General features: G+C 61.7%; 20 protein-coding genes. 4 read left to right on the forward strand and 16 right to left on the reverse strand.

Features of this window, described 5'->3' with window-relative positions:
- The first annotated feature begins 30 nt into the window (after positions 1-30).
- From AC07UC_RS31820 to AC07UC_RS31830, 3 genes are all read left to right on the forward strand, one after another.
- Positions 31-786 (forward strand): autoinducer binding domain-containing protein, encoded by a 756-nt coding sequence (locus tag AC07UC_RS31820; protein ID WP_494908639.1) that lies wholly within the window; start codon positions 31-33, stop codon positions 784-786.
- A 75-nt stretch (positions 787-861) separates the two neighbouring features.
- Positions 862-1464 carry an acyl-homoserine-lactone synthase gene (locus AC07UC_RS31825; RefSeq protein WP_494908640.1) on the forward strand — a complete coding sequence of 201 codons (603 nt, stop codon included), beginning with the start codon at positions 862-864 and terminating at the stop codon, positions 1462-1464.
- 34 nt (positions 1465-1498) lie between these two features.
- Positions 1499-1915, forward strand: coding sequence for a LysR family transcriptional regulator (locus AC07UC_RS31830; RefSeq protein WP_494908641.1), 417 nt, complete (start codon positions 1499-1501; stop codon positions 1913-1915).
- A gap of 25 nt (positions 1916-1940) precedes the next feature.
- Here the strand turns inward: AC07UC_RS31830 and AC07UC_RS31835 are convergent, their stop codons facing one another.
- The 13 genes from AC07UC_RS31835 to AC07UC_RS31895 form a co-directional block, all read right to left on the reverse strand.
- Positions 1941-2168: a DUF2274 domain-containing protein gene (locus AC07UC_RS31835; RefSeq protein WP_494908642.1), complete on the reverse strand. Its 228-nt coding sequence runs from the start codon at positions 2166-2168 to the stop codon at positions 1941-1943.
- Positions 2165-3364: a TraB/TrbI/VirB10 family type IV secretion system protein gene (locus AC07UC_RS31840; protein ID WP_494908643.1), complete on the reverse strand. Its 1200-nt coding sequence runs from the start codon at positions 3362-3364 to the stop codon at positions 2165-2167. Before AC07UC_RS31840 ends, AC07UC_RS31835 begins: the two co-directional genes overlap by 4 nt.
- The gene (trbG, locus tag AC07UC_RS31845; RefSeq protein ID WP_494908644.1) at positions 3361-4374 is read right to left on the reverse strand and encodes a P-type conjugative transfer protein TrbG; all 1014 of its coding nucleotides are present in this window, start codon (positions 4372-4374) and stop codon (positions 3361-3363) included. The genes AC07UC_RS31840 and trbG overlap by 4 nt, the downstream gene beginning before the upstream one ends.
- A gap of 47 nt (positions 4375-4421) precedes the next feature.
- Entirely contained in the window at positions 4422-5108 is a 687-nt protein-coding gene (trbF, locus tag AC07UC_RS31850; RefSeq protein WP_494908645.1) for a conjugal transfer protein TrbF, read from the reverse strand.
- Complete coding sequence (gene trbL / locus AC07UC_RS31855) at positions 5105-6475, reverse strand: P-type conjugative transfer protein TrbL (protein ID WP_494908646.1); 1371 nt, start codon at positions 6473-6475, stop codon at positions 5105-5107. Before trbL ends, trbF begins: the two co-directional genes overlap by 4 nt.
- Complete coding sequence (gene trbK-alt, locus AC07UC_RS31860) at positions 6472-6840, reverse strand: putative entry exclusion protein TrbK-alt (protein WP_494908647.1); 369 nt, start codon at positions 6838-6840, stop codon at positions 6472-6474. The genes trbL and trbK-alt overlap by 4 nt, the downstream gene beginning before the upstream one ends.
- A 12-nt stretch (positions 6841-6852) precedes the next feature.
- Entirely contained in the window at positions 6853-7566 is a 714-nt protein-coding gene (gene trbJ, locus AC07UC_RS31865; RefSeq protein ID WP_494909019.1) for a P-type conjugative transfer protein TrbJ, read from the reverse strand.
- A 32-nt stretch (positions 7567-7598) separates the two neighbouring features.
- Positions 7599-10148 carry a conjugal transfer protein TrbE gene (trbE, locus tag AC07UC_RS31870; protein WP_494908648.1) on the reverse strand — a complete coding sequence of 850 codons (2550 nt, stop codon included), beginning with the start codon at positions 10146-10148 and terminating at the stop codon, positions 7599-7601.
- A gap of 12 nt (positions 10149-10160) precedes the next feature.
- Entirely contained in the window at positions 10161-10442 is a 282-nt protein-coding gene (locus AC07UC_RS31875; RefSeq protein WP_494908649.1) for a VirB3 family type IV secretion system protein, read from the reverse strand.
- Complete coding sequence (locus AC07UC_RS31880) at positions 10442-10705, reverse strand: TrbC/VirB2 family type IV secretion system protein (RefSeq protein ID WP_246093916.1); 264 nt, start codon at positions 10703-10705, stop codon at positions 10442-10444. The genes AC07UC_RS31875 and AC07UC_RS31880 overlap by 1 nt, the downstream gene beginning before the upstream one ends.
- Positions 10706-10788: 83 nt before the next feature.
- Positions 10789-11754, reverse strand: a complete 966-nt coding sequence (trbB, locus tag AC07UC_RS31885; RefSeq protein ID WP_494909020.1) for a P-type conjugative transfer ATPase TrbB — start codon at positions 11752-11754, stop codon at positions 10789-10791.
- Positions 11755-11967: 213 nt separating this feature from the next.
- Positions 11968-12420 carry a CopG family transcriptional regulator gene (locus AC07UC_RS31890; RefSeq protein WP_494908650.1) on the reverse strand — a complete coding sequence of 151 codons (453 nt, stop codon included), beginning with the start codon at positions 12418-12420 and terminating at the stop codon, positions 11968-11970.
- 4 nt (positions 12421-12424) lie between these two features.
- On the reverse strand, positions 12425-14422 hold the full coding sequence (locus tag AC07UC_RS31895; protein ID WP_494909021.1) for a conjugal transfer protein TraG: 1998 nt from the start codon (positions 14420-14422) through the stop codon (positions 12425-12427).
- 367 nt (positions 14423-14789) lie between these two features.
- Here AC07UC_RS31895 and AC07UC_RS31900 point away from each other — a divergent pair, with 367 nt between their 5' ends.
- Complete coding sequence (locus AC07UC_RS31900) at positions 14790-16403, forward strand: hypothetical protein (RefSeq protein WP_494908651.1); 1614 nt, start codon at positions 14790-14792, stop codon at positions 16401-16403.
- A 61-nt stretch (positions 16404-16464) separates the two neighbouring features.
- On the opposite strand, the gene AC07UC_RS31905 is transcribed toward AC07UC_RS31900, so the two are convergent.
- The 3 genes from AC07UC_RS31905 to AC07UC_RS31915 form a co-directional block, all read right to left on the reverse strand.
- The gene (locus AC07UC_RS31905) at positions 16465-18204 is read right to left on the reverse strand and encodes a relaxase/mobilization nuclease domain-containing protein (RefSeq protein WP_494908652.1); all 1740 of its coding nucleotides are present in this window, start codon (positions 18202-18204) and stop codon (positions 16465-16467) included.
- 247 nt (positions 18205-18451) lie between these two features.
- Positions 18452-19561, reverse strand: a complete 1110-nt coding sequence (locus AC07UC_RS31910; protein ID WP_494908653.1) for a lytic transglycosylase domain-containing protein — start codon at positions 19559-19561, stop codon at positions 18452-18454.
- A complete protein-coding gene (locus AC07UC_RS31915; protein WP_494908654.1) occupies positions 19545-19871 on the reverse strand; it encodes a DUF736 domain-containing protein in 327 nt (108 codons plus the stop codon). The genes AC07UC_RS31910 and AC07UC_RS31915 overlap by 17 nt, the downstream gene beginning before the upstream one ends.
- Positions 19872-19910 lie beyond the last annotated feature (39 nt).

A 19910-nucleotide genomic window follows, 5' to 3' on the forward strand; every position in this document is an offset into this window, starting at 1 on the left:
GACGCTCCCGCCCCGCAAGGATGACAACGAATGGTCGTGAGAGAAACTGCACTTTGGCGCAGGCGTCTTGATGATACGCTCGAATTTCTGTGCGGCATTCGGCGGAGTTCAACCCAGCAAGAAATCTGTCGGCATCTGCTTTGTTATGCGGAGCGATTTGGCGCTACGAACCTGCTGGCAGGACCAATTCCCCCACCTCGTGCCTTAAGGCGTGAGCAGGTTTCACATGTCCTGCTCGACGCTTGGCCAGAACAATGGTCCGAACGCTATTTCTCAAAGGGCTACCTTTTTCGCGATCCAACCATTCAGCTTGTAAGTCGTGGTAGCAGCCCCTTCCGCTGGAGCGAAATAGATGAAATGTGCAGGGTCTGCCCTTTTGGCCGGCGTATCATGGACGAGGCAACCGAGTTTAAGTTATGCGAAGGTTTCACAATACCATTCGCGACATCGGAAAGGGGGGCGGTCGGCTTTTCCGTCGCCGGCGAAAAGCTGGACCCAGATCCTCACGACCGTCTCGCCTTTCAGTTCGTTGCAGCTTACGCTTTCGGCTGCGCGGTTATTCTTGCAGACGGAAAACGGCAGTCGAGGCCGGCTCGCCTGTCTCCGCGACAGCAGGACGTACTGCGATGGGCGTCTGAAGGCCTCACCGTGGACGAGATCGCTGATCACCTTAACATCAGCCGCAATACCGCCGATACGCATCTGCGATTGGTGCGAGAAAGGCTCGGCGTAACAAGCACCGTGCATGCTGTCGCCGAGGCGTTCCGCTTGGGGTTGATCGCCTAATCTCACGCAAATACGTGATGCCTCCTGCTTCCGGGGAGGCCCATTGGTTGACCTCGAAACTGGAGGACAACCAAGATGCTTCTTGTCGTTACAGCGCAGAATGCGGAAGAATATCGGGCAGAGTTGGATCACGCGTTCCGTCTTCGCCACAGGGTGTTTGTCGAAGATAAGGGCTGGACGGATCTGCGGCGCGAAAACGGTCGTGAGATTGACCGCTTCGACGATGAGCACGCAGTCCACATGCTCTTTACCGTCGAGGACCGCGTTGTCGGCTACCAGCGCATGCTGCCTTCGACGCGTCCCCACCTTTTGTCCGAGGTCCTGTCCGGCCTATGCGAAGGCGAGCGGCCAGCCGGAGATAACATCTGGGAGTGGACGCGCTACTGCGTCGAACCGCAATTTCGCGAACGCGGACGCATGCTCAGTCCTGTCGCGAATGCGCTTTTGTCCGGCATTGTCGAGTGGGGCCTGGGCAGCGGCGTCGACACAATCATCGTCGAAATGAACCCGCTATGGCTGCTGCGCCTGGTCCAGTTGCATTTCAGGGTGACGCCGCTGGGGCTGCCGAAGGTCATAGGCGGCGAAGAGACGGTCGCGATGACGGCGCGCTTCGATGAACGCACGCTGGAAAGGCTTCGCGAGACGCGCAGCCCAAGGAATAGCAACTCAATCTTGTGACAACGAGACATCGTCTCTGCGCAAAGGAGGTCCAATGTGGCGCTCCATTCATCTGATCACGCTCTACTGTACGCTCGTTATCGCTGAGGAAGGCAGTTTCCTCGGTGCCTCCCGGCGACTGCGAATTCATCATTCCGCGCTCAGCAGGCGCATTAGGCATCTTGAGTTGATGTTGGGCGTGGCTTTGTTCGAACGCCACCCGGGCGGGGTCAAGGCAACGGCTGCCGGCGAACATTTCCTGGCCAACATACGTCGCATTCTAAACGATCTGGAAGATGTCCTTGAGCGGGCTGAAGCAGCCGGGCCGGGGAACAGTGGCCAATCATCGATCGGATTGGATGCGTCCTTTTGCAATTGCGCGGTTCTCAAAGCCGTCGTTGGATCGATGGGCAACGATCCCAACGTAACTCCCTTCATCGCATTTCTCCGAAGGCTGCATCCTGCCTCTTGACACTCGCCATCGTCCGCGCGGGAACCTAGCTGCCTTTCAGACCATGCCGGGCTCGGGTAAACGCCCGATCTGTCGCCATGAATCGCGCCAACATCGGTGCAATGAGCTTTGCCGGATCGACAACTTTCTGGTCCGTCTCGCGCCCGAGCACTTCGGCGTAGGCGACAAGATCGCGGTGAACGGCGGCGGGCAGTTCGACCGTGATCTTAACGGGCCGGTCGTCAGGAATGGCGGAAAGCTTCAGTCTGGTCATGACGGATCCTTCGGCGCGCCATATGGCGCCAGCACAATGTCGCGGTTGACGATCACGCGGACCGGGAAACCCGGTCGGACTGTCAGTGTTGGCTGGACATCGAGTTGGTGGCCCACGATCTGCTGACCGATATTGCTCATCGAATTCTGCGTGCTTTCGCGGATCGCTTTGGCGATGTCACTCTCGTTGTTGTTTGAACCGAGGCTGCTGCCGACGCCCAACAACGTCGAGAGCACGGCAGCCCGAAACAGCTGCCCCCAATGATGGTCGATCTCGTCCTCCAACCCGGAAAACCCTTCAGCGTCCGCGCCCTGCTGGCGCTCCAGCATGATCGAGGTGCCGTCGGGCATGATGAGCCGGTTCCAGACCAGCAGCACGCGCGACTGGCCGAAGGCGACCTGACTGTCGTACTGGCCGATCAGTCGCGCACCCTGCGGAATCAGGAGATACGATCCTGTGAGGCTGTCGTAGACGTTCTCCGTGACCTGAGCGGTGATCTGACCGGGAAGATCGGAACGGATACCGGTAATGAGTGCAGCCGGAATGACCGTGCCGGCCTGCACGACATAGGGCGAGGCCTTCTCCGCGAGACGGTCAGAACTGACGGTGCGGCGATCCGGCTCAGCATCAACGAATGCGAGCTTCCGATCCTGCATGTTCTGAGCGGAGCCTGGATCGAATGGCTGTGTCGCGGTGGCCAGCGTCGAGCCACTCGCCGGCTCCATCGGCGGCGTCCGTTGAGTGGCCGTTTCCCGAACATTTGTATCGGTGAACAGTTTCGCCACACGCGCGGCCTCGATCTCTGCCAGGCGACGCTGCTCGTCCGGATCGGCGCGCGGCGTACTAATGTTGGGCACCTCGATCGACTGGCCACGCTCCTGCGTACGCAGGATTGGCCGGCCGAGATCGCCGGGCAAGGGCGGCCCGAGTTTTGGAATGCCAGCGTAATCCTTCGGCAGCGTTTGGAGCCCGTCGGCGGTCGATCGATTTTCAGTTGTGAAGAGTTCGGACGGCTCATCGTTGCCGCGCCGCCTGGTGTCGAGCGCCCAGATCAGTGTGCCAAGGATCGCAGCGCTGGCCACTCCACCAAGACCGATCAGCACTTTGCGCGAAAGGCGCGTGACCCTGGCGGGCTCGGGCCTCAGACGTAGTTCGGCCCTGATGTCCGCGTTCGGGGGATTTGCAACGTCGCTCATCGGAACAGCCCCGCGCTGCGCTGCGGTTTTTTCCCGTCAGTGCGCACGATTCTGACACGCTTCTCGCTCGTCTTGTCGCCGAGCCTTAGTTCAGCCGCGGCGAAGAGGCGGTCGACGACATAGTAGTTCTGCCGAGCGCGGTAATTGACCAGTTCCGAGCCGCCCGATGGGCCGATGACGAAGAGCGGCGGCATCTCACCCTGACCGATACCGGACGGGAATTCGATGTAGACTTTTGAGCCGTCATCGAACGCGCGTAGCGGCTTCCACGGTGCCGCGTCGCCCTCGATGCGGTAGCGGAAATTGAGTTTCTGGATGTCGACGCCGGAAGCGACCGGCTGGGCTGCGGAAGCCTGCGCGTTCTGGCGCCGCAGCGCGATCAACTGGTCCTGCGGATACTGCCAGGACACGGAGGCCATATAGGTCTTCTCGGTCGATCGCAGCTCGAGATGATAGGTGCGGCGGTCGCTGTTGATGACAAGGTTGGTCTGGAGGTCGGACCTCGTCGGCTTGACGAGAATGTGGACCTGCAACCGTTCCCCTGCCCCGCTCTGCGTGTCGCCGATGATCCAGCGCACGGTGTCGCCGGCGGCGACGGGACCGGAGCCGACGAGCTGCTCGCCGGGCTGGAGCGCAATATCGGTGACCTGACCAGGTGCTGCATAGATTTGATACAGTGCGCCTTCACTCCAGGGATAGAGCTGGATCGCGTTGATAAAACCGTCCCGGACGGGCTGCATTCGTGCGGCCTCATTGGCCTGGCTGATCCTCTGTTTGGGATCGGCCGGCTCCGCCTTCGCCCTGCTGGTTTCTATCGGCTTTAACTGACCGGGTAGCGGAAGCGGTTTCGGCACCTGCACCACTTTCACCGAACCAGGCGGATCGACCTTCTGCGTGGCAGGCACCGCATCGTCGTAGTTGATCGCCGGCGGAATGTATTTTCTCGAGGCGCAGCCGGCGAGCGCCGTCGCCGACAGCAGTGCCAGGACAAGCACCCGCGCTTTGGTCATGTTGCGGGTAGCATGTCCCCTTGCACTTCTTGCTTGTATCGCGCGCTTCATGAAAGCTCCTTCGACCAGTTGATGGCGTTGACATAGACGCCGAGCGGATTGGCCTTCAGCCGGTCGGCATCGCGGGGTTGTTGAATGACGATGGTGAGGATGGCGGTCCAGCGTTCGGTGCTGGCCAGGCTACCGTTCTCGAAGCGGCGCTCGACCCAGGCGACACGGAACGAATCCGGCGAGGCACGGATGACACTGGAGACCTCGACCGCGATCTGAATTTTGCCGACCTTGGCAAAAGGGTCGTTCAGGCGGGCGTAGTCGTTCAACGAGACGGCGCCGCGGTCGGTCGTGTAGTCGTATGCGCGCAGCCAGTTCTGGCGGACAATAACTGGATCGTCCGGGATGCTTCTGACCTGTTCGATGAAGCGGGCCAGATGCCATGCGATCTGCGGATCTGTCGGCCGATAGTCGGCGACAGCTGAAGCGACCACTTGCGCCTCGCCGAGCTTGTCGACCTGCACCACCCAGGGAACCACAGAGCCCCGCGTCGACTGCCAGACCAAAGCGGAAGCGAAGCCGCTGGCAAGAACCAACGACCCGAAGGCCATCAGCCGCCAGTTTTTCGCTTGCACGCGAGCCGCGCCGATGCGGTCGTCCCAGGCTTGGGCAGCACGTTGATACGGCGTCTCCGGCTGAGGCGTCGTTCCATAGCGAACGGAAGGTCGTTTGAAGAGGTTCATCGGCGGTCGTCCTGATTGAGGGAGACATTCATCGAGCCGCCGCCGTGATCGCCGGAGCGGACGGAATGCGCGGCCATGCTGGCGCCATGGCTCATGGTCTGGCCGCGCTTCATGCGGTTGGCCCATGCCGGCGGTGATCCGGCACCGGATTCAGCCGTCGACGCACGCCCTGAAGCAGCAGCTGCTGCTGGCTGCTCTCCGCCCGTTGCGGTCCATGCGGCCGAGCGGCCAGCCTGCTGGCTGGAAGACAGGGCTGAAGCCGCGCGCGACATTGCCTGCTTCACCGGCTGAACGGCAGCGCCGGCACCAGCCTTGGCGACACCAGCAATGCCGGCGGCGATCGAGCCTGCACCGCTCTGTCCGGATGTTGCAGCGGCGAGGCCGTAAGCTGTCGAGGTGCTGCCGGCCAAATGCGCGCCGCCACGTGCGGCGGCAGCCGACATGCGCCCACCTGCACTGAGCGCACTTGCGCCGCCGCTCAATCCAGCGCGGGCACCCATAGCGCTGGCGGCACCTAGGCCGGCGGCAGCGAGGCCGGTGCCAACGGCGGCACCCGCGCCGAGTTGCGGCGCGCCGGAAACAAGGCCGGTCGCGATGCCGGGACCGAAGATCGACAGCCCCATAAGTGACAGGGCACCCAGCACAAGGGACAGCGCATCGGTGATCGTTGGCTGTTCAGCGCCAAAACCTTGGGTGAACTCGCCGAAGAGACCTGACCCGATGCCGACGATGACGGCGAGCACGAGAATCTTGACGCCCGAAGCAACAATATTGCCGAGGACTTTCTCGGCGAGGAAGGCGGTCCGGTTGAACAACGCGAAGGGGATCAGCACGAAGCCGGCCAGCGTCGTCAGCTTGAATTCGATCAGGGTTACGAAGATCTGGACGGCAAGGATGAAGAAAGCGATGAGAACGATCGCCCAGGCGATCATCAGCACCGCGATCTGGACAAAATTCTCGAAGAAGGAGACGTAGCCCATCAACTGGCTGGCGGCCTCAAGGATCGGATTGCCGGCGTCGATGCCAACCTGCGCGACGCGTCCCGGTTGAAGCAGCGCTGAACCCGAAAGTGCGGATCCTCCGGCCTTCAGGCCGAGTCCGGAAAAACTCTCGAAGACGATGCCGGCCAGGCGATTGAAGTTGCCGATGATGAAGGCGAAGAAGCCGATATAAAGCGTCTTCTTCACCAGCCGATGCAGTACATCCTCATCCGCGCCCCAGGCCCAGAACAGTCCGGCGATCGTGATGTCGATGACGATCAGGGTGGAGGTGAGAAAGGCCACCTCGCCGCCGAGCAGGCCAAACCCTGAATCGATGTAACGAGTGAAGGTTTCCAGGAAGCGGTCGATAACGCCGGTGTCGTTCATGGCGTCAGCGTGTTCGGGTGGCGTTGATCTTGCTCACCGTGGGGCATCGATGGCTGAAGGGGCAGGAGCCGGCTCTGGTCTTTGTCGACTGACGGAAATGCGTAAGGCGCCACGGGGCGGGATGGCCGCAGGAAACGCCGGCGGTTCTCGGCCCACGCTTTCCTGCAGGCTTCGTCGGCGATTGCGGCCATGCCGATCTCCCGGCGTCGCGCAAGTTCGACTCTTGCCGGCTCGCCGCCCGAATGTGCGGAGCGCGGGGAGGACGCGTCCTGCGAGCCGTCGCCACGCAACGCCATGAAGGCGGCGGTCATGGCGGCACCAAGGGCAAGAACGGCTGTCATCCGGGCGGCGATCTTGAGATCCATGCGACTCTCGCCTCAGTCGTGGAACATCTTCACGGATGACGGGCTGTAACCGCTGCCCGTCATGAAGCGACTGAACTGTTCTCGCGCCTGTTCCTGCGCGGCCGCCTTCCTCGCCTGCTCCAACGCGTTGGCGCGTCCCTGCGCTGCCATCAACGCTGTGAGATCAGCGAACTGCTTTGCCTGCACGGCGAGAAGCTGGTTGCCGGCTTGCGTCGCCTGCAGCACGCCGACAGCCGACTGGCTGGCGTCGACCAGTGTGCTCGTCTGCTCCTGTGTCCCCTCGATGTCATCGACAGCGACGGCTCCGGCTTTCAGCGAATGCTCGAAGGCCGACACCGAGGTCTGCCAGCGCTCCCGCGCGCCATCGACAAGCTGCTGGCTGGACAGGTTCGAACCGAAGTTTTCGTAGGTCGAGGTGAACTGCCTGTCGATGCCCTGGACGCTGTAGGCGAGCTTGTCGGCCTCGCCGAGCAGGGTCTTCATCTGAGAGAAATTTCCTTCGATCTGGCCAAGCAGCGAGGTCGGCAGCGAGGTGAGGTTCTTTGCCTGGTTGATCAGCATCTGCGCTTCGTTCTGAAGCGAGGTGATCTGGTTCTGAATCTGCTCAAGGGCGCGAGCGGCCTGGAGAAGGTTCTGGCTGTAGTTGGTGGGATCAAAGACAATGAACGCTGACGCCGGCGCCGATGACAGCGCGATCGCGATGGCGACAACACTGGCGGCCGCCATGTCTCGGACGCGACGATTGCTGCGAACAGGATTCATGACGAGGTCTCCTCTGCGGATTGGTCAATGACGTTGGTGAGATCGGGAAGGAGGTCGGCGGCCCAAGAGAGACCGCGATGGGCAAGCCAGGCCCCGAGGAAATGTTTTCGGCCGCCCTCGATGATGATCCGGTTGATTGCAGCCTGGTCGGACTTGGACGATGCGGCGCACAGTGCCAGCCCGATCGGACCAAGGCCCAGTTCGAACAGCCGGTTGCCGCGGCGCGACTGGCAGTAATAGTCACGCTTCGGCGTCGCCCGGGCGACGATCTCGATCTGGCGGTCGTTGAGACCAAAGCGGCGATAGATGGCCGTGATCTGCGGCTCAATCGCGCGCTCGTTCGGTAGGAACAGCCGCGTCGGACAGCTCTCGACGATCGCCGGCGCTATTCTGCTGCCGTCGATGTCGGAGAGCGATTGCGTGGCGAAGATGACGGAAGCGTTCTTCTTGCGAAGGGTTTTTAGCCATTCGCGGAGCTGATCGGCGAAGCCGCCATCGTCGAGCGCCAGCCAACCTTCATCGATGATCAGCAATGTCGGCCGCCCGTCCATCCGCTGCTCGATGCGGTGGAAGAGATAGGCGAGCACGGCGGGCGCCGCACCCGTGCCGATCAGGCCTTCGGTCTCGAATGCCTGGACAGAAGCCTCACCCAACCGCTCGTGGTCGGCGTCGAGCAGCCGGCCATAGGGACCGCCGATACAGTAGGGCCGGAGCGCCTGCTTCAGTGGCGAAGATTGTAGCAGCACAGTCAGGCCGGTCAGCGTCCGTTCCTGAACCGGCGCGCTGGCCAGCGAGGTCAGCGCCGACCACAGATGTTCTTTCACCTCCGGCGTGACGGGGACGCCCTCGCGCACAAGAATGTCGACCAGCCAGTCGGCCGCCCAGGCCCGCTCCGACGTGTGGTGGATACGGCCAAGCGGCTGTAGTGAAACGGCGTCGACGTCATCCGACAGGTCTGCCAAGGTGAGCAGAGCGAGCGGATCATCCGGCCCTTGCCCGCTCGACGCATTGCCACCGAGATTGTGCCAGTCGCCATCCATGGCAAGCATGGCCGCGCGGATCGAGCCGCCGAAGTCGAATGCAAAAATCTGGTTGTTCTCGTAGCGCCGGAACTGCAGCGCCATCATCGCCAACAGGACTGACTTGCCGGCGCCGGTGGGGCCAATGACGAGGGTGTGACCGACATCGCCCACATGCAGGCTGAACCGGAATGGCGTAGCACCCTCCGTCCTGGCAAAGAACAGTGGCGGGGCGCCAAAATGCTCGTCCTCGACAGGTCCAGCCCAGACCGCCGAGAGCGGGATCATGTGGGCGAGGTTCAGTGTCGACAGCGGCGGCTGGCGGACGTTCGCATAGACGTGGCCTGGGATGCTGCCGAGCCATGCTTCGATGGCGTTGACGCCCTCGACGATTGCTGTGAAGTCCCTGCCCTGGATGATTTTTTCCACCAGCCGAAGCTTCTCGTCGGCGATTGACGGATCGGCATCCCACACCGTTACCGTGGCGGTGACATAGGCCTGGCCGACCTGGTCGGAGCCGAGATCCTGAAGGGCGGCGTCTGCATCGGCCGCCTTGTTGGCGGCGTCGGTGTCCAAAAGAATGGATGCCTCGTTGGTCATCACCTCCTTGAGGATGGCTGCGACCGACTTGCGCTTGGTGAACCATTGACGGCGAATGCGCGTCAGCAACCGCGTGGCGTCTGTCTTGTCGAGCATGATCGCCCGCGTCGACCAGCGATAGACAAAGGCAAGCCGATTGAGATCGTCGAGGATTCCCGGAAAGGTTGTCGTCGGAAACCCAATGATGGTGAGCGTCCGGAGATGAAAGTCGCCGAGCCTCGGCTCCAGCCCGCCGGCGAGCGGCTGATCGACCAGCAGCGCATCGAGATGCATCGGCGTCTCAGGTACGCGGACGCGATGCCGCTTCGTGGAAATGCAGGAATGCAGGTAGGTCAGAGTCTCGGCGTCGTCGAGCCATGTGGTCTCCGGGACAAAACCTTCGACCAGGTTCAGCACCCGGTCGGTGCGGTCCACAAAACCCTTCAGGAGTTCCCACGGATCGACGCCGCTGTTCTCTCGGCCTTCGTACAGCCAGCTCTCGATGCGAGAAGCTTCCTCGGCCGGCGGCATCCAAACGAAGGTGAGAAAGTAGCTGCTCTCGAACAGCTCTCCGTTCGCCCGGCGACCGCCCCACTGGGACGATTCCTGATCGACCTGACCCTCGAACTGTTCACGACGTTCGAGATCGAGCAGTGCCGACGCGCTGTCGGGGAAAAGACCTTCGGGATAGTGCTGCGCGGCAAGCCGAACGGCTTCGACGAAGATCGCCCAGCCGGAGCCAAGACGGCGCAACGCGCTGTTCAGCCGCGCCGTCGTGCCGACCAGTTCCGCCGGCGTCGCACTGTCGAGATCGGGACCGCGAAAACGGGCGGTCCTTTGAAAACTGCCATCTTTGTTAAGCACCACGCCCGGCGCGACCAGTGCAGCCCAGGGCAGATAGTCGGCGAGCTTGGATGAGCGTTTGCGGTATTCGGCGAGGTTCATCATGGGCAAAACCTCTCAGCAGCCAAAATGTGTGGGATAGCGCAGGTGGCGACGAACCACGTCGATGAACTGAGCATCGCGCTTGGCTGCCCAGACAGCCGCGAAATGGCCGATCGCCCAGATGACGAGACCTGCGATCCAGAGGCGGAGGCCAAGCCCAACCGCGCCGGCCAGCGTGCCGTTGGCGATGGCGACCGCGCGTGGCGCACCGCCGAGCAGGATCGGTTCGGTGAGCGCCCGGTGCACCGGGGCGAAAAAGCCGCGGATGTCGTCGTCTTCCAGCAGGGAGCTTCCCATCAGACGAGCGCTCCGCCGCCGAACGAGAAAAACGACAGGAAGAACGAACTCGCCGCGAAGGCGATCGACAGGCCGAAGACGATCTGGATCAGCCTGCGAAATCCGCCCGATGTGTCGCCGAAGGCGAGCGACAACCCGGTGACGATGATGATGATCACCGCGACAATCTTGGCGACTGGTCCCTCGACCGATTCGAGGATTTGTTGAAGCGGCTGCTCCCACGGCATGGAAGAACCGGCCGCGTGAGCGGGCGCGATCATCATAGCCGCTACCGCAGCAGTCGCCGTGGCCAGCGGGAGCACCGCACCGAGCTTACGGATAGACGATGAAGTGAAGCGGATCGGATTCATTCTGTGACTCCATGGAGGATCGGGGATTCACGGTTTGGCGTGGTCTCGAGCTTGGCCTCGAGCGTGCGGTAGTCGCCGGCGGCAGGATCGAGCCCGTCTACGAGAGCGATCTCAACGAGCCGGCGGGACGAGCCCCGGCCGGCCAGCACGGCAACAATGTCGATCGTCTCTGCAATGAGGGCGCGCGGGACCGTCACCACGGCCTCTTGCACGAGCTGCTCAAGTCGACGCAGTGCGCCAAGGGCGGAACTGGCATGGATAGTGCCGATCCCTCCCGGATGGCCGGTGCCCCAGGCCTTGAGCAGGTCGAGTGCCTCAGCACCACGCACCTCGCCGATCGGGATGCGGTCGGGGCGAAGCCGCAACGACGACTTCACCAGATCGGAAAGCGAGGCGACGCCATCCTTGGTGCGCAGCGCCACGAGGTTGGGCGCAGCACACTGGAGTTCGCGCGTGTCCTCGATCAGCACGACGCGATCGGCGCTCTTCGCCACCTCAGCCAGCAGCGCGTTGACCAGCGTGGTTTTGCCGGTCGACGTGCCGCCGGCGATCAGCACGTTCTTGCGTTTCTCGACGGCAAGCCGAAGCACGTCGGCTTGGGCTTCGGTCATGATGGTGGCGGCAACATAATCTTCGAGCGTGAACACGGCGACCGCCGGTTTCCTGATGGCGAAGGTTGGTGCTGCGACCACAGGCGGCAGCAGTCCCTCGAAGCGCTCACCCGTCTCCGGCAGTTCGGCAGATACACGAGGGCGCCCGGAATGCACCTCCGCGCCGACATGATGCGCGACCAGCCGAACGATCCGCTCGCCATCGGCCGGGATCAGGATTTCATCAGTGGCGCAGAGTCCTTCCTTCAGCCGGTCGACCCATAGCCGCCCGTCCGGGTTGAGCATCACCTCGACGATAGCGGGGTCTTCGAGGAAGCCGGCAATGGCTGGGCCGAGCGCCGTGCGCAGCATGCGCGCGCCGCGCGAAATCGCTTCCCTGCCAGGCTGATGATTGGTTGCCAAGATGATCCCCATTCCTCGCGGCGAGTTGGTCCGTGCCGCGGTCGGGGATGATTAGAAGAGGCAGGACTATCGGCCTTGCAACAAGCAAAACCGGCGATCGTGATGCGACCTGAAAAGACTTGCGAAATGCGGTGCGGCGGAAATGGCGAGCTCGGCTCGGGCCTAACCCGCAGGCAAATCGTCCGCGTCGACTGGCAGTGCCGCGGGCACGTCCTCGGCGATTTCCTGCCGGAGCTTTGGTCCTTTGCTCAGCCTGCGACCGAGCGCGTCGACAAAACCATCGTAGCGCTGCAAGCCTTTTGCGCGAGCTTCGGCCTGGGCGGATTCCGGCAAAGCCGGAGTTGAGGTGAGCCAGAAGCGGACGAATAGCGCCAGCGTCTCGATGGCGATGCCGACGTCGCGCTCGACGCGCTGCACGCGCCGGTCGATCTGGTCCAGGCGTCGGGCGATCGCCGCTTCCTTTCGCTCCTCGGCATCTGGCGAAAGCAAAGAGGCGATTGCAGCTTCGGCGATCAGCGACAGCGACACGTCGCGCCGCGCCGCGTAGTCGGCCAGCGCGTTCATCACGTCTGGGTCAAGATAGGCAGAGAGTCGTTTCTTCTTCGCGTTCTTCATGGGCTCAAAGCTCGATGCCGTCATTGGGATCGAGGGCGGCCTGCCGTGCGGCGCGCCGCATCACCTGGTCGACCGAGCGCCGACGGACAGCGTCATCGTCAGGTTCGTCCCGGTCAAGGTCGAACTCGTCGTCGCGCTGTGTTGTTCGCTCCGGCGCGATGTCCTCGTGTTCGGGAATCTCGGGCTGGCGGCGTATGCCGCCATTTGCCGGATCCTCATCCTGTGGACCCAGGGAGGGCTTCGGTTGCAGAAAATTGCCTTCCAATGCCACAGGGACTGTTGCGCCAGTCCAATCGTCGGGTCGTGACGTGTTCTTGCTCTCTCCAGGCTTCGGCGGCGGGAGGACACGCTCGGCAACGCGCGGATCGGCGAAGTACCGCGCCTTCTTCGCTCGGATCGGGAACAGGCCTGACACCATGACTATGGCATCGGTCGGCGGAAGTTGCATGATCTCGCCGGGAGTCATCAGGGCGCGCGCCGTTTCCTGCCGCGACACCATCAGATGCCCGAGCCAAGGTGAAAGTCTGTGTCCGGCATAGTTCTTCATGGCGCGCATCTCGGTTCCTGTTCCCAGCGAGTCGGAGACGCGCTTAGCTGTGCGCTCGTCATTGGTGGCAAAGCTGACGCGCACATGGCAGTTGTCGAGAATAGAATTGTTCGGCCCGTAGGCTTTTTCGATCTGGTTGAGTGACTGCGCAATCAGGAAAGACTTGATGCCGTAGCCCGCCATGAAGGCCAGCGCGCTTTCGAAGAAGTCGAGTCGGCCCAGCGCGGGGAACTCGTCGAGCATCATCAGCAGGCGCTGGCGATGATCCTTCGCATGGAGATCCTCCGTCAATCTGCGGCCGATCTGGTTAAGCACGAGGCGGATGAGCGGTTTTGTGCGACTGATGTCTGACGGCGGCACGACCAGATAGAGTGTCGTCGGCCGCACGCCCTCGCCAAGGTCAGCGATCCGCCAATCGCAACGAGACGTCACCTTGGCCACAACCGGATCGCGGTAAAGGCCCAGAAAACTCATGGCCGTCGATAGCACCCCGGACCGCTCATTCTCTGACTTGTTGAGCAGTTCGCGCGCCGCCGATGCCACGACCGGATGTGGACCGGCGTCGCCCAGATGCCGCGTCAGCATCATGGTGCGTAGTGTCGTTTCGATCGCCCGTTGCGGATCGGAGAGGAAGTTCGCAACGCCGGCGAGCGTCTTGTCCTTCTCTGCATAGAGAACATGCAGGATGGCGCCGACCAGGAGTGCGTGGCTGGTCTTTTCCCAATGGTTCCGGCGTTCCAACGACCCCTCGGGATCAACGAGGACGTCGGCCACGTTCTGCACATCTCGCACCTCCCATTCGCCTCGCCGGACTTCCAGCAGGGGATTGTAGGCAGCCGATGAGGGATTGGTCGGATCGAACAGCAGTACGCGGCCAAAGCGCGAGCGCCATCCGGCCGTCAGTTCCCAGTTCTCACCCTTGATGTCGTGGACGATCGCCGAGCCCGGCCAGGTCAGCAGGGACGGCACGACGAGGCCGACACCCTTGCCGCTTCGGGTCGGCGCGAAGCACAGAACGTGTTCAGGACCGTCGTGACGGAGATAGTCGCGGTCGAGCTTGCCGAGCACCACGCCGTCCAAGCCGGTCATGCCTGCGGCCGCGATTTCGCCGCGCGTTGCCCAGCGAGCCGAACCGTAGGTGGCCGCATGCTTCGCCTCCCGCGCCCGCCATACCGACATGCCAATGGCCACTGCGATAGCTATGAAGCTGCCGCTGGTGGCGATGAGGGCGGCCTCGAAGAAAACCCGAGGTGCGTAAGCGTCGTAGAAAAACCACCACCAGAAAAAAGCTGGGGGCGAATAGATCGGCTGGCCCGCCAGTTCAAACCAGGGCGAACCGAGTTGCGGCTGAAAGCCGAGCCGCCACGCCGTCCACTGTGTCGCGCACGAGATAGCGACGAGAACGATCATAAGGACCGCAAGGAGCTGCCCCCACAGTATCCTGGTCGTGGGCACGTCGTCCCTCTCTCCTCGGTGGGTTGAGGTTGGATAGGAAATTTGGCGGGCCATGATAGCAAGAGGAAAACGCCGGTCTAAGTAACGCCGTGTGTTCCGACGTTGAGAGACCTGCTAAATGCGATGCAGGGCGTTGGCCAGATCCGACGGCTCTTGCGGCAACCAGAGCCAAGTCACATGCCCCATATGCGAATACGAGACGAATATGGACGCATTCTTGTCTCCAGAGCTGCCTCTTGCGGTGACTTGGTCGTGTGGTGGTGATTCCGTTAACTTCCCTGCTGCCGGTGTGGGTCGGCGCGCCCGGCTCGGCTTGCTGGATACAGCACCCTAGGCGCTACAGAGCGATTGCGTGGACAGACTCGGAATGACGAATAGGCGTGCTCTCTTTCGCAACATGCTAAAACACTCAACTTGTCATGTAAGCCCGGCCTATCTCGCCATGCAGATCGTTCGCGACGAATCCGAAAATCGACGGTTCGGAACCTCGGCAGTAATTGCAGCCCGCCATCGGTTCGTCGGACCCGATGAACTGCGCGCGGCGCTCACGCAGTTTTGCGCCGATGTAGGGATCATAGATGAAGCATCCATTGAGATGCTTGCCGAGAATAAGGTTCAGCACAGCGCTTTGACCGAATTTTGGGACAAACGCCGCTTTTTTGCGCCGCAAGCCGGTATGGACGCAACCGGCCGTGCAGCGGCGCAGTTCATGGCTGCTGAAACTTTGAACCTATTTTTCGGCGTTGAATCTGCTGTGAGCGGAGCGCCCATCCAGATCCCTCTTGTCGAGGCGGTCTTGCGTCGAGGCGCAGACGGTTTGTTCGAGGTGGGCCGGGAGCAATTCGACACGCTGGCGCAAATGGCAGTCGACCTCGTAGACTGGCTTGTCAGCGCCGGTCATCGACATGTCGTCTTGATCGAGGCACCACTTGGAAACTCGGTCCCGGTAGCGGTCCTCCGACGTGTCGCGGAAGCGCACGGCTTTTTTATCGAAGTGGTTGAATGGGGGTGTCCGCGCAACGATAAGGCACTCAAGGGCAGAACTGTCACGGACTCCGCGAAGGATTTGGCGGCGGAACCGACCGTTGCGGCCGCCCCTTTCGTCCTCTTTGTCGACGATGCGATAACAGGCAGTCGCTTTCTGAAAATGGCAAAAGCACTGCGCAAGGCTATCGGCAGTCAACGATTTGGCGCGGTCGCCATGCGGGTAAAATACAATACAAGGGCAGGTTTCCCTGTGGGGCAAGCTCGCGATCTGCACACTGTTCGCGATTGGGCAAAAGACCAAGGCATGCCCTTTGGCGAACTGAAATTCCCGGACCTGCCGTTGTTTCACGTCGATGGCGAAGGGCCGGTTTTGTTCGAGACAGCGCTAGCATGGGGCGAAGCAGCCCTCACTGCCGGAAAACGCAAGAACAACCTTGTCTTTATGTTCATTGATCGCTTCGAGGCGATCATAGCGCAATTGGGTACAGATGGACCGAGTGACGCTCGGGATTTGTTGACACAGGGTCTATGGCAGCAGGACCAATCAGGCCAGCAGTTCATTATATCACCGCACGTCGCGGAAGCGCTCTTTAAGCGACTTGTCACTACGCTGCCGCCAGATTTCTTCGTTCGTATACGCACGGCGGCATGTGTAGCTTTTCCTCACGATTTCTTCGGGCGTCGGATCACCGGCACGGAAGAAATCCGACGCCGAAGTGACTGGCTTGCACAATGCGTGGGAATTTGTGCTTGCGATATATTGAGCGAAAAAGAGGCTTGGTGGCTTAACGGAGCCGTCCAGGATCTGCACAATGCAGGATTTAGCGCCGGTATCGACAAACCGCCACGTGATCATGTCTACGGTCTGTATACTATGCCTCTCCCCAAGGGAGAGGACGCACTCCACTTGCACTTAGTCGACCTTATCGTCGCCGTGGCAGCCGCTCGCGCTTCGACGTCGGCGGCGTCTGCTGCTGTTCGCAGTTGCGAGTGACCGAACCGGCACAACCCACTGCCAACAAGGCAGACATCTTGATGCCAAGGGTTGGCGCTATTCACAACCCGAGAGTTCGCCTCCTTCCGAAATTCCAATCGACGACATTCCTTAATCGGGCAACGCCAGTAACATGCCTGCCCAGTTGCTTGTCGAGCGATGGCGCCCATGGCACGAGCTTGAAACCGAGCCCATCGTCGATCATCGCGAAGCGGCCGGAGGCGAGCGACAAGCGCTGCCGGTAGATGCCAGCTATTTGTTCGCCTTCCGAAGTCTTGGTGAACGGTAGCCCGATCTTGGCAGCGAGATGAGCACCGAACGTGTCCACCTCACGGTCGCGTAGCGTGTCGATCAGATTGCGATCGAAGACGATGCGTTGATCTTCGCGCCGTGCAAGGCCCTGCTCAATAAGGTGATCGGCGCGATCCTTTAGCGCCTGCTTCACTTCCCTACCAAAGCCGCCCTCCCCAACTTCGACGTGTGCACGCGCGACGAGCTGACGGTCCAGCCAAGTCGAACCGTGGGCATGGATTTGTTCTTCAATCGAGGGGTCGGAGCGGACGGCGAGTGCAACGCGGCCGCGGCCCTTCGCATCCTCGTAACGACGAAGCTCGACGATCGAGCCACGGGCGGAATCGCCGGTAGCGTCTAGATCTTGAAACCGGATGTGATAGGCACGACCGTCTATGCCGTCCACGATGGCATAAGCCGAGCCTTGTAGCTCATCGTCGAGCCCCCGCTCCAACAGCCGACCGATCATAGGTGTGTCGATCTGCTCAGCTGCAAGGACGTAATCGGCTGCTCCTTTGTCGATCCCATGGCCGGTTAGGCTGCGATGCATGCGCTTGATGATGTCACCGCGCTCGCCAAGCGCGCGCAAGGTGGGTTCGGCTTCATCCGCCATGATCCATTGGCCCGGGCCGACCTCGCTGGCGAGGCCGAGGCTTTCAAGTCTGCGGAGCCGCCCGACCTTGAGCGTCAGAAATTCGTCCGGCGGGCTATCAGGGTGAAGTGCGAGATCGATAGTGCCATGGCGATCTGCGTCGCGAACGAGCTGGCGGTCGAGCTGCGTCCAACGCTCCGTGTCGACCTGTCGCTCGATGGTCTGGCGAATATCTCGGTTGGTTCGGAGTCCCAATGTCTGGGTGAGTACATCGCTCGCCCGGTCGCGCATGCCCTGGCGGATGTAGTCGCGTGAGATGACGAGGTTCTCGCCATCGTCGGCTACGCCGCGCACAAGAATATGAACGTGCGGATGTTCGGTGTTCCAATGGTCAACGCCGATCCAATCGAGCTTCGTGCCGAGATCCCGCTCCATGTCGACCATCAGGTTACGGGCGATGCCTTTGAGGTCGCCCAACTCGTGGGCGTCATCGGGTGAGACGATGAAACGGAAATGGTGCCGGTCCTCCTTGCACCGATCGGCAAAGACCTCGTGATCGGCCTCGTCCGTGTCAGGACCAAACATCGTCGCCTTCTCGCCGTCGCGTGTCACGCCCTCGCGACGAAGGTATTTGAGATGAGCAGCGAGCGGCGCCGAGCTTCTGAATTGGCGAACGACGCGCGCTTTGACAATGGCACCGCGCGAGCGGCCGGTGATGAGGCGATTGGCTCGAATGCTTGCCGACCGGCCGCGACCGAAGGTGGAGTTCCGTGGCGAAATGATCCGACCTTTGCGCGAGATATGACCGCCCGTCCGTTGTGCCGCTGCGAGTGCCTGGACGAGAAAAGGGCGTGCGCGCTGGCCGGCGCGAGAGCGGATACGGCCGGGGCGGACGCGAAAGTCATTGTCACGAGTCATGGCCGCAAAGCCCGCGAGGTGCGATTTCTACGGGAAAGATTGAGAAAATGACGATAGCGCACGTCGCCGTTTGCATGAGCACATCGCAAATCGGAGCAAAAACAGTAAGAAAAACAATCGACCGACCGAGCCGCACATCGCGGCCCTTTATCCTGCCATCCCTCGCCACCCTCCTCCATCAGCCATCCATCCACCGCAACTTCCGCGATAGAGCAGGCCGGAATGCGATTGACCAGGAATGCGGCAATCATCGCGATGTCACGGAAAGCCGCTGCACGAACAGACTGCCTGCAGCGGGCTTCGGCGCGGATGCATCCCCGCCGGACGAGCCGTGAGATTGCGGTAAAAGTCCCGTCAGATCGGTGACGGCACCGCCCATCGGCGACCGCACACTGGACGAATGGACCGCTGCAAACATCGTCCCAGAGGCAGCATCTTCGTCACGGCCGCCATCCGATGCAGCGACATTTCGGATGTCGCGGGTGTGCACGAAAACCGCCGAATCAGGTGCGCTCGCCCTGCCCGCCCGTTGCGATGCCCGCGTCGCAATAGGAACCAAACCATTGATCAGCGGCGCCAGTTTCCTGACGTAGTCGATCGTCTCGCGCGGCAGCGGACGGTCGGTAACAAGATGCTCTTCGTAGCGCTGCGGACCGGCATTGTAAGCAGCGAGGAATCCGTTGCGACCGAACCGGTCGAGCATCTCGCGCAGATACGCCGCACCTGCAAAAATGTTGTCGCGCGGCTGATAAGGATCACCACCAAGACCGTGTTTGGCTCGTAGTTCTTCCCAGGTCGCCGGCATGATCTGCATCAGGCCCATCGCGCCCTTGCTCGACACCGCATGAACATCGCCAACGCTCTCGACCTGCATGACGGCGCGCAGCAGCCGCTCAGGAATAGCAAAGCGTTTCGCGGCTTCCTGGATATGAGCCGACCAGGAATCAGCGGACGAAGTCTTGGCGTTAGAGAGAGCCGGCCCCTCGCCATGAGAGGGAGGTTCTGCGTAAACCGCCGATGCAGAAGGAAGGAGCATGACGCATGCACAGAACATCGTCACGCCTCGCCGGATGACAGCGCATGCACCGCTGTCCCGACGCGCGGAAACCCTGCCACCGTGCTCGCTCCCGTCAAGGGCAAGGCTTCGCCGGCCGGACTTGCTTGCCGGAAATTTCTGGGAGATGAGCGTCCGCAGCGACTGGCAAGCGTCCGACCGCCCTTGACCTTCGCTGCGCGCGGCAGCCGCCTGGCAGGCGATCGGGTCGAAGGGTTTGACCAGCGCCCGATCGATCAAAGGGTTTGCTGCGAACGGTTCGCTGTCGCGCGGTCGGGGCATCCGATCAACCTGGCTCGTCACGCTTGGATGGCCGGCTCCAGTGCAAGGCCCAGACGCTTTTCTCGGCATCGGACTGAAACAGATTGGCGCGGATCGGCTGCGTGAAGGACGGGTCGTCGATGGAAACAGACAGATAGTTGCCAGCCTTCTCGCCGGTGCGTTCCCACGCCGCGCCGATCTCCATGCCTTCGCAGAAGATGCGATGATCCGGCGCGTTCTCGGCATCCGATTTCTCGGCGGGCAAGATGGCAAGCTTGGCGTCGAGCGTCAGCGTCGAGACGTTACCGAAGAAGCCGTCGTCGTTTCGGATGAAAGTGCCGATCTGGGCCATTGCGGTGCTCCTTTCATGAGCGTTTGGGGATGATTGGCG

The sequence above is a fragment of the Mesorhizobium sp. GW821-FHT04C10 genome, assembly GCF_059420305.1.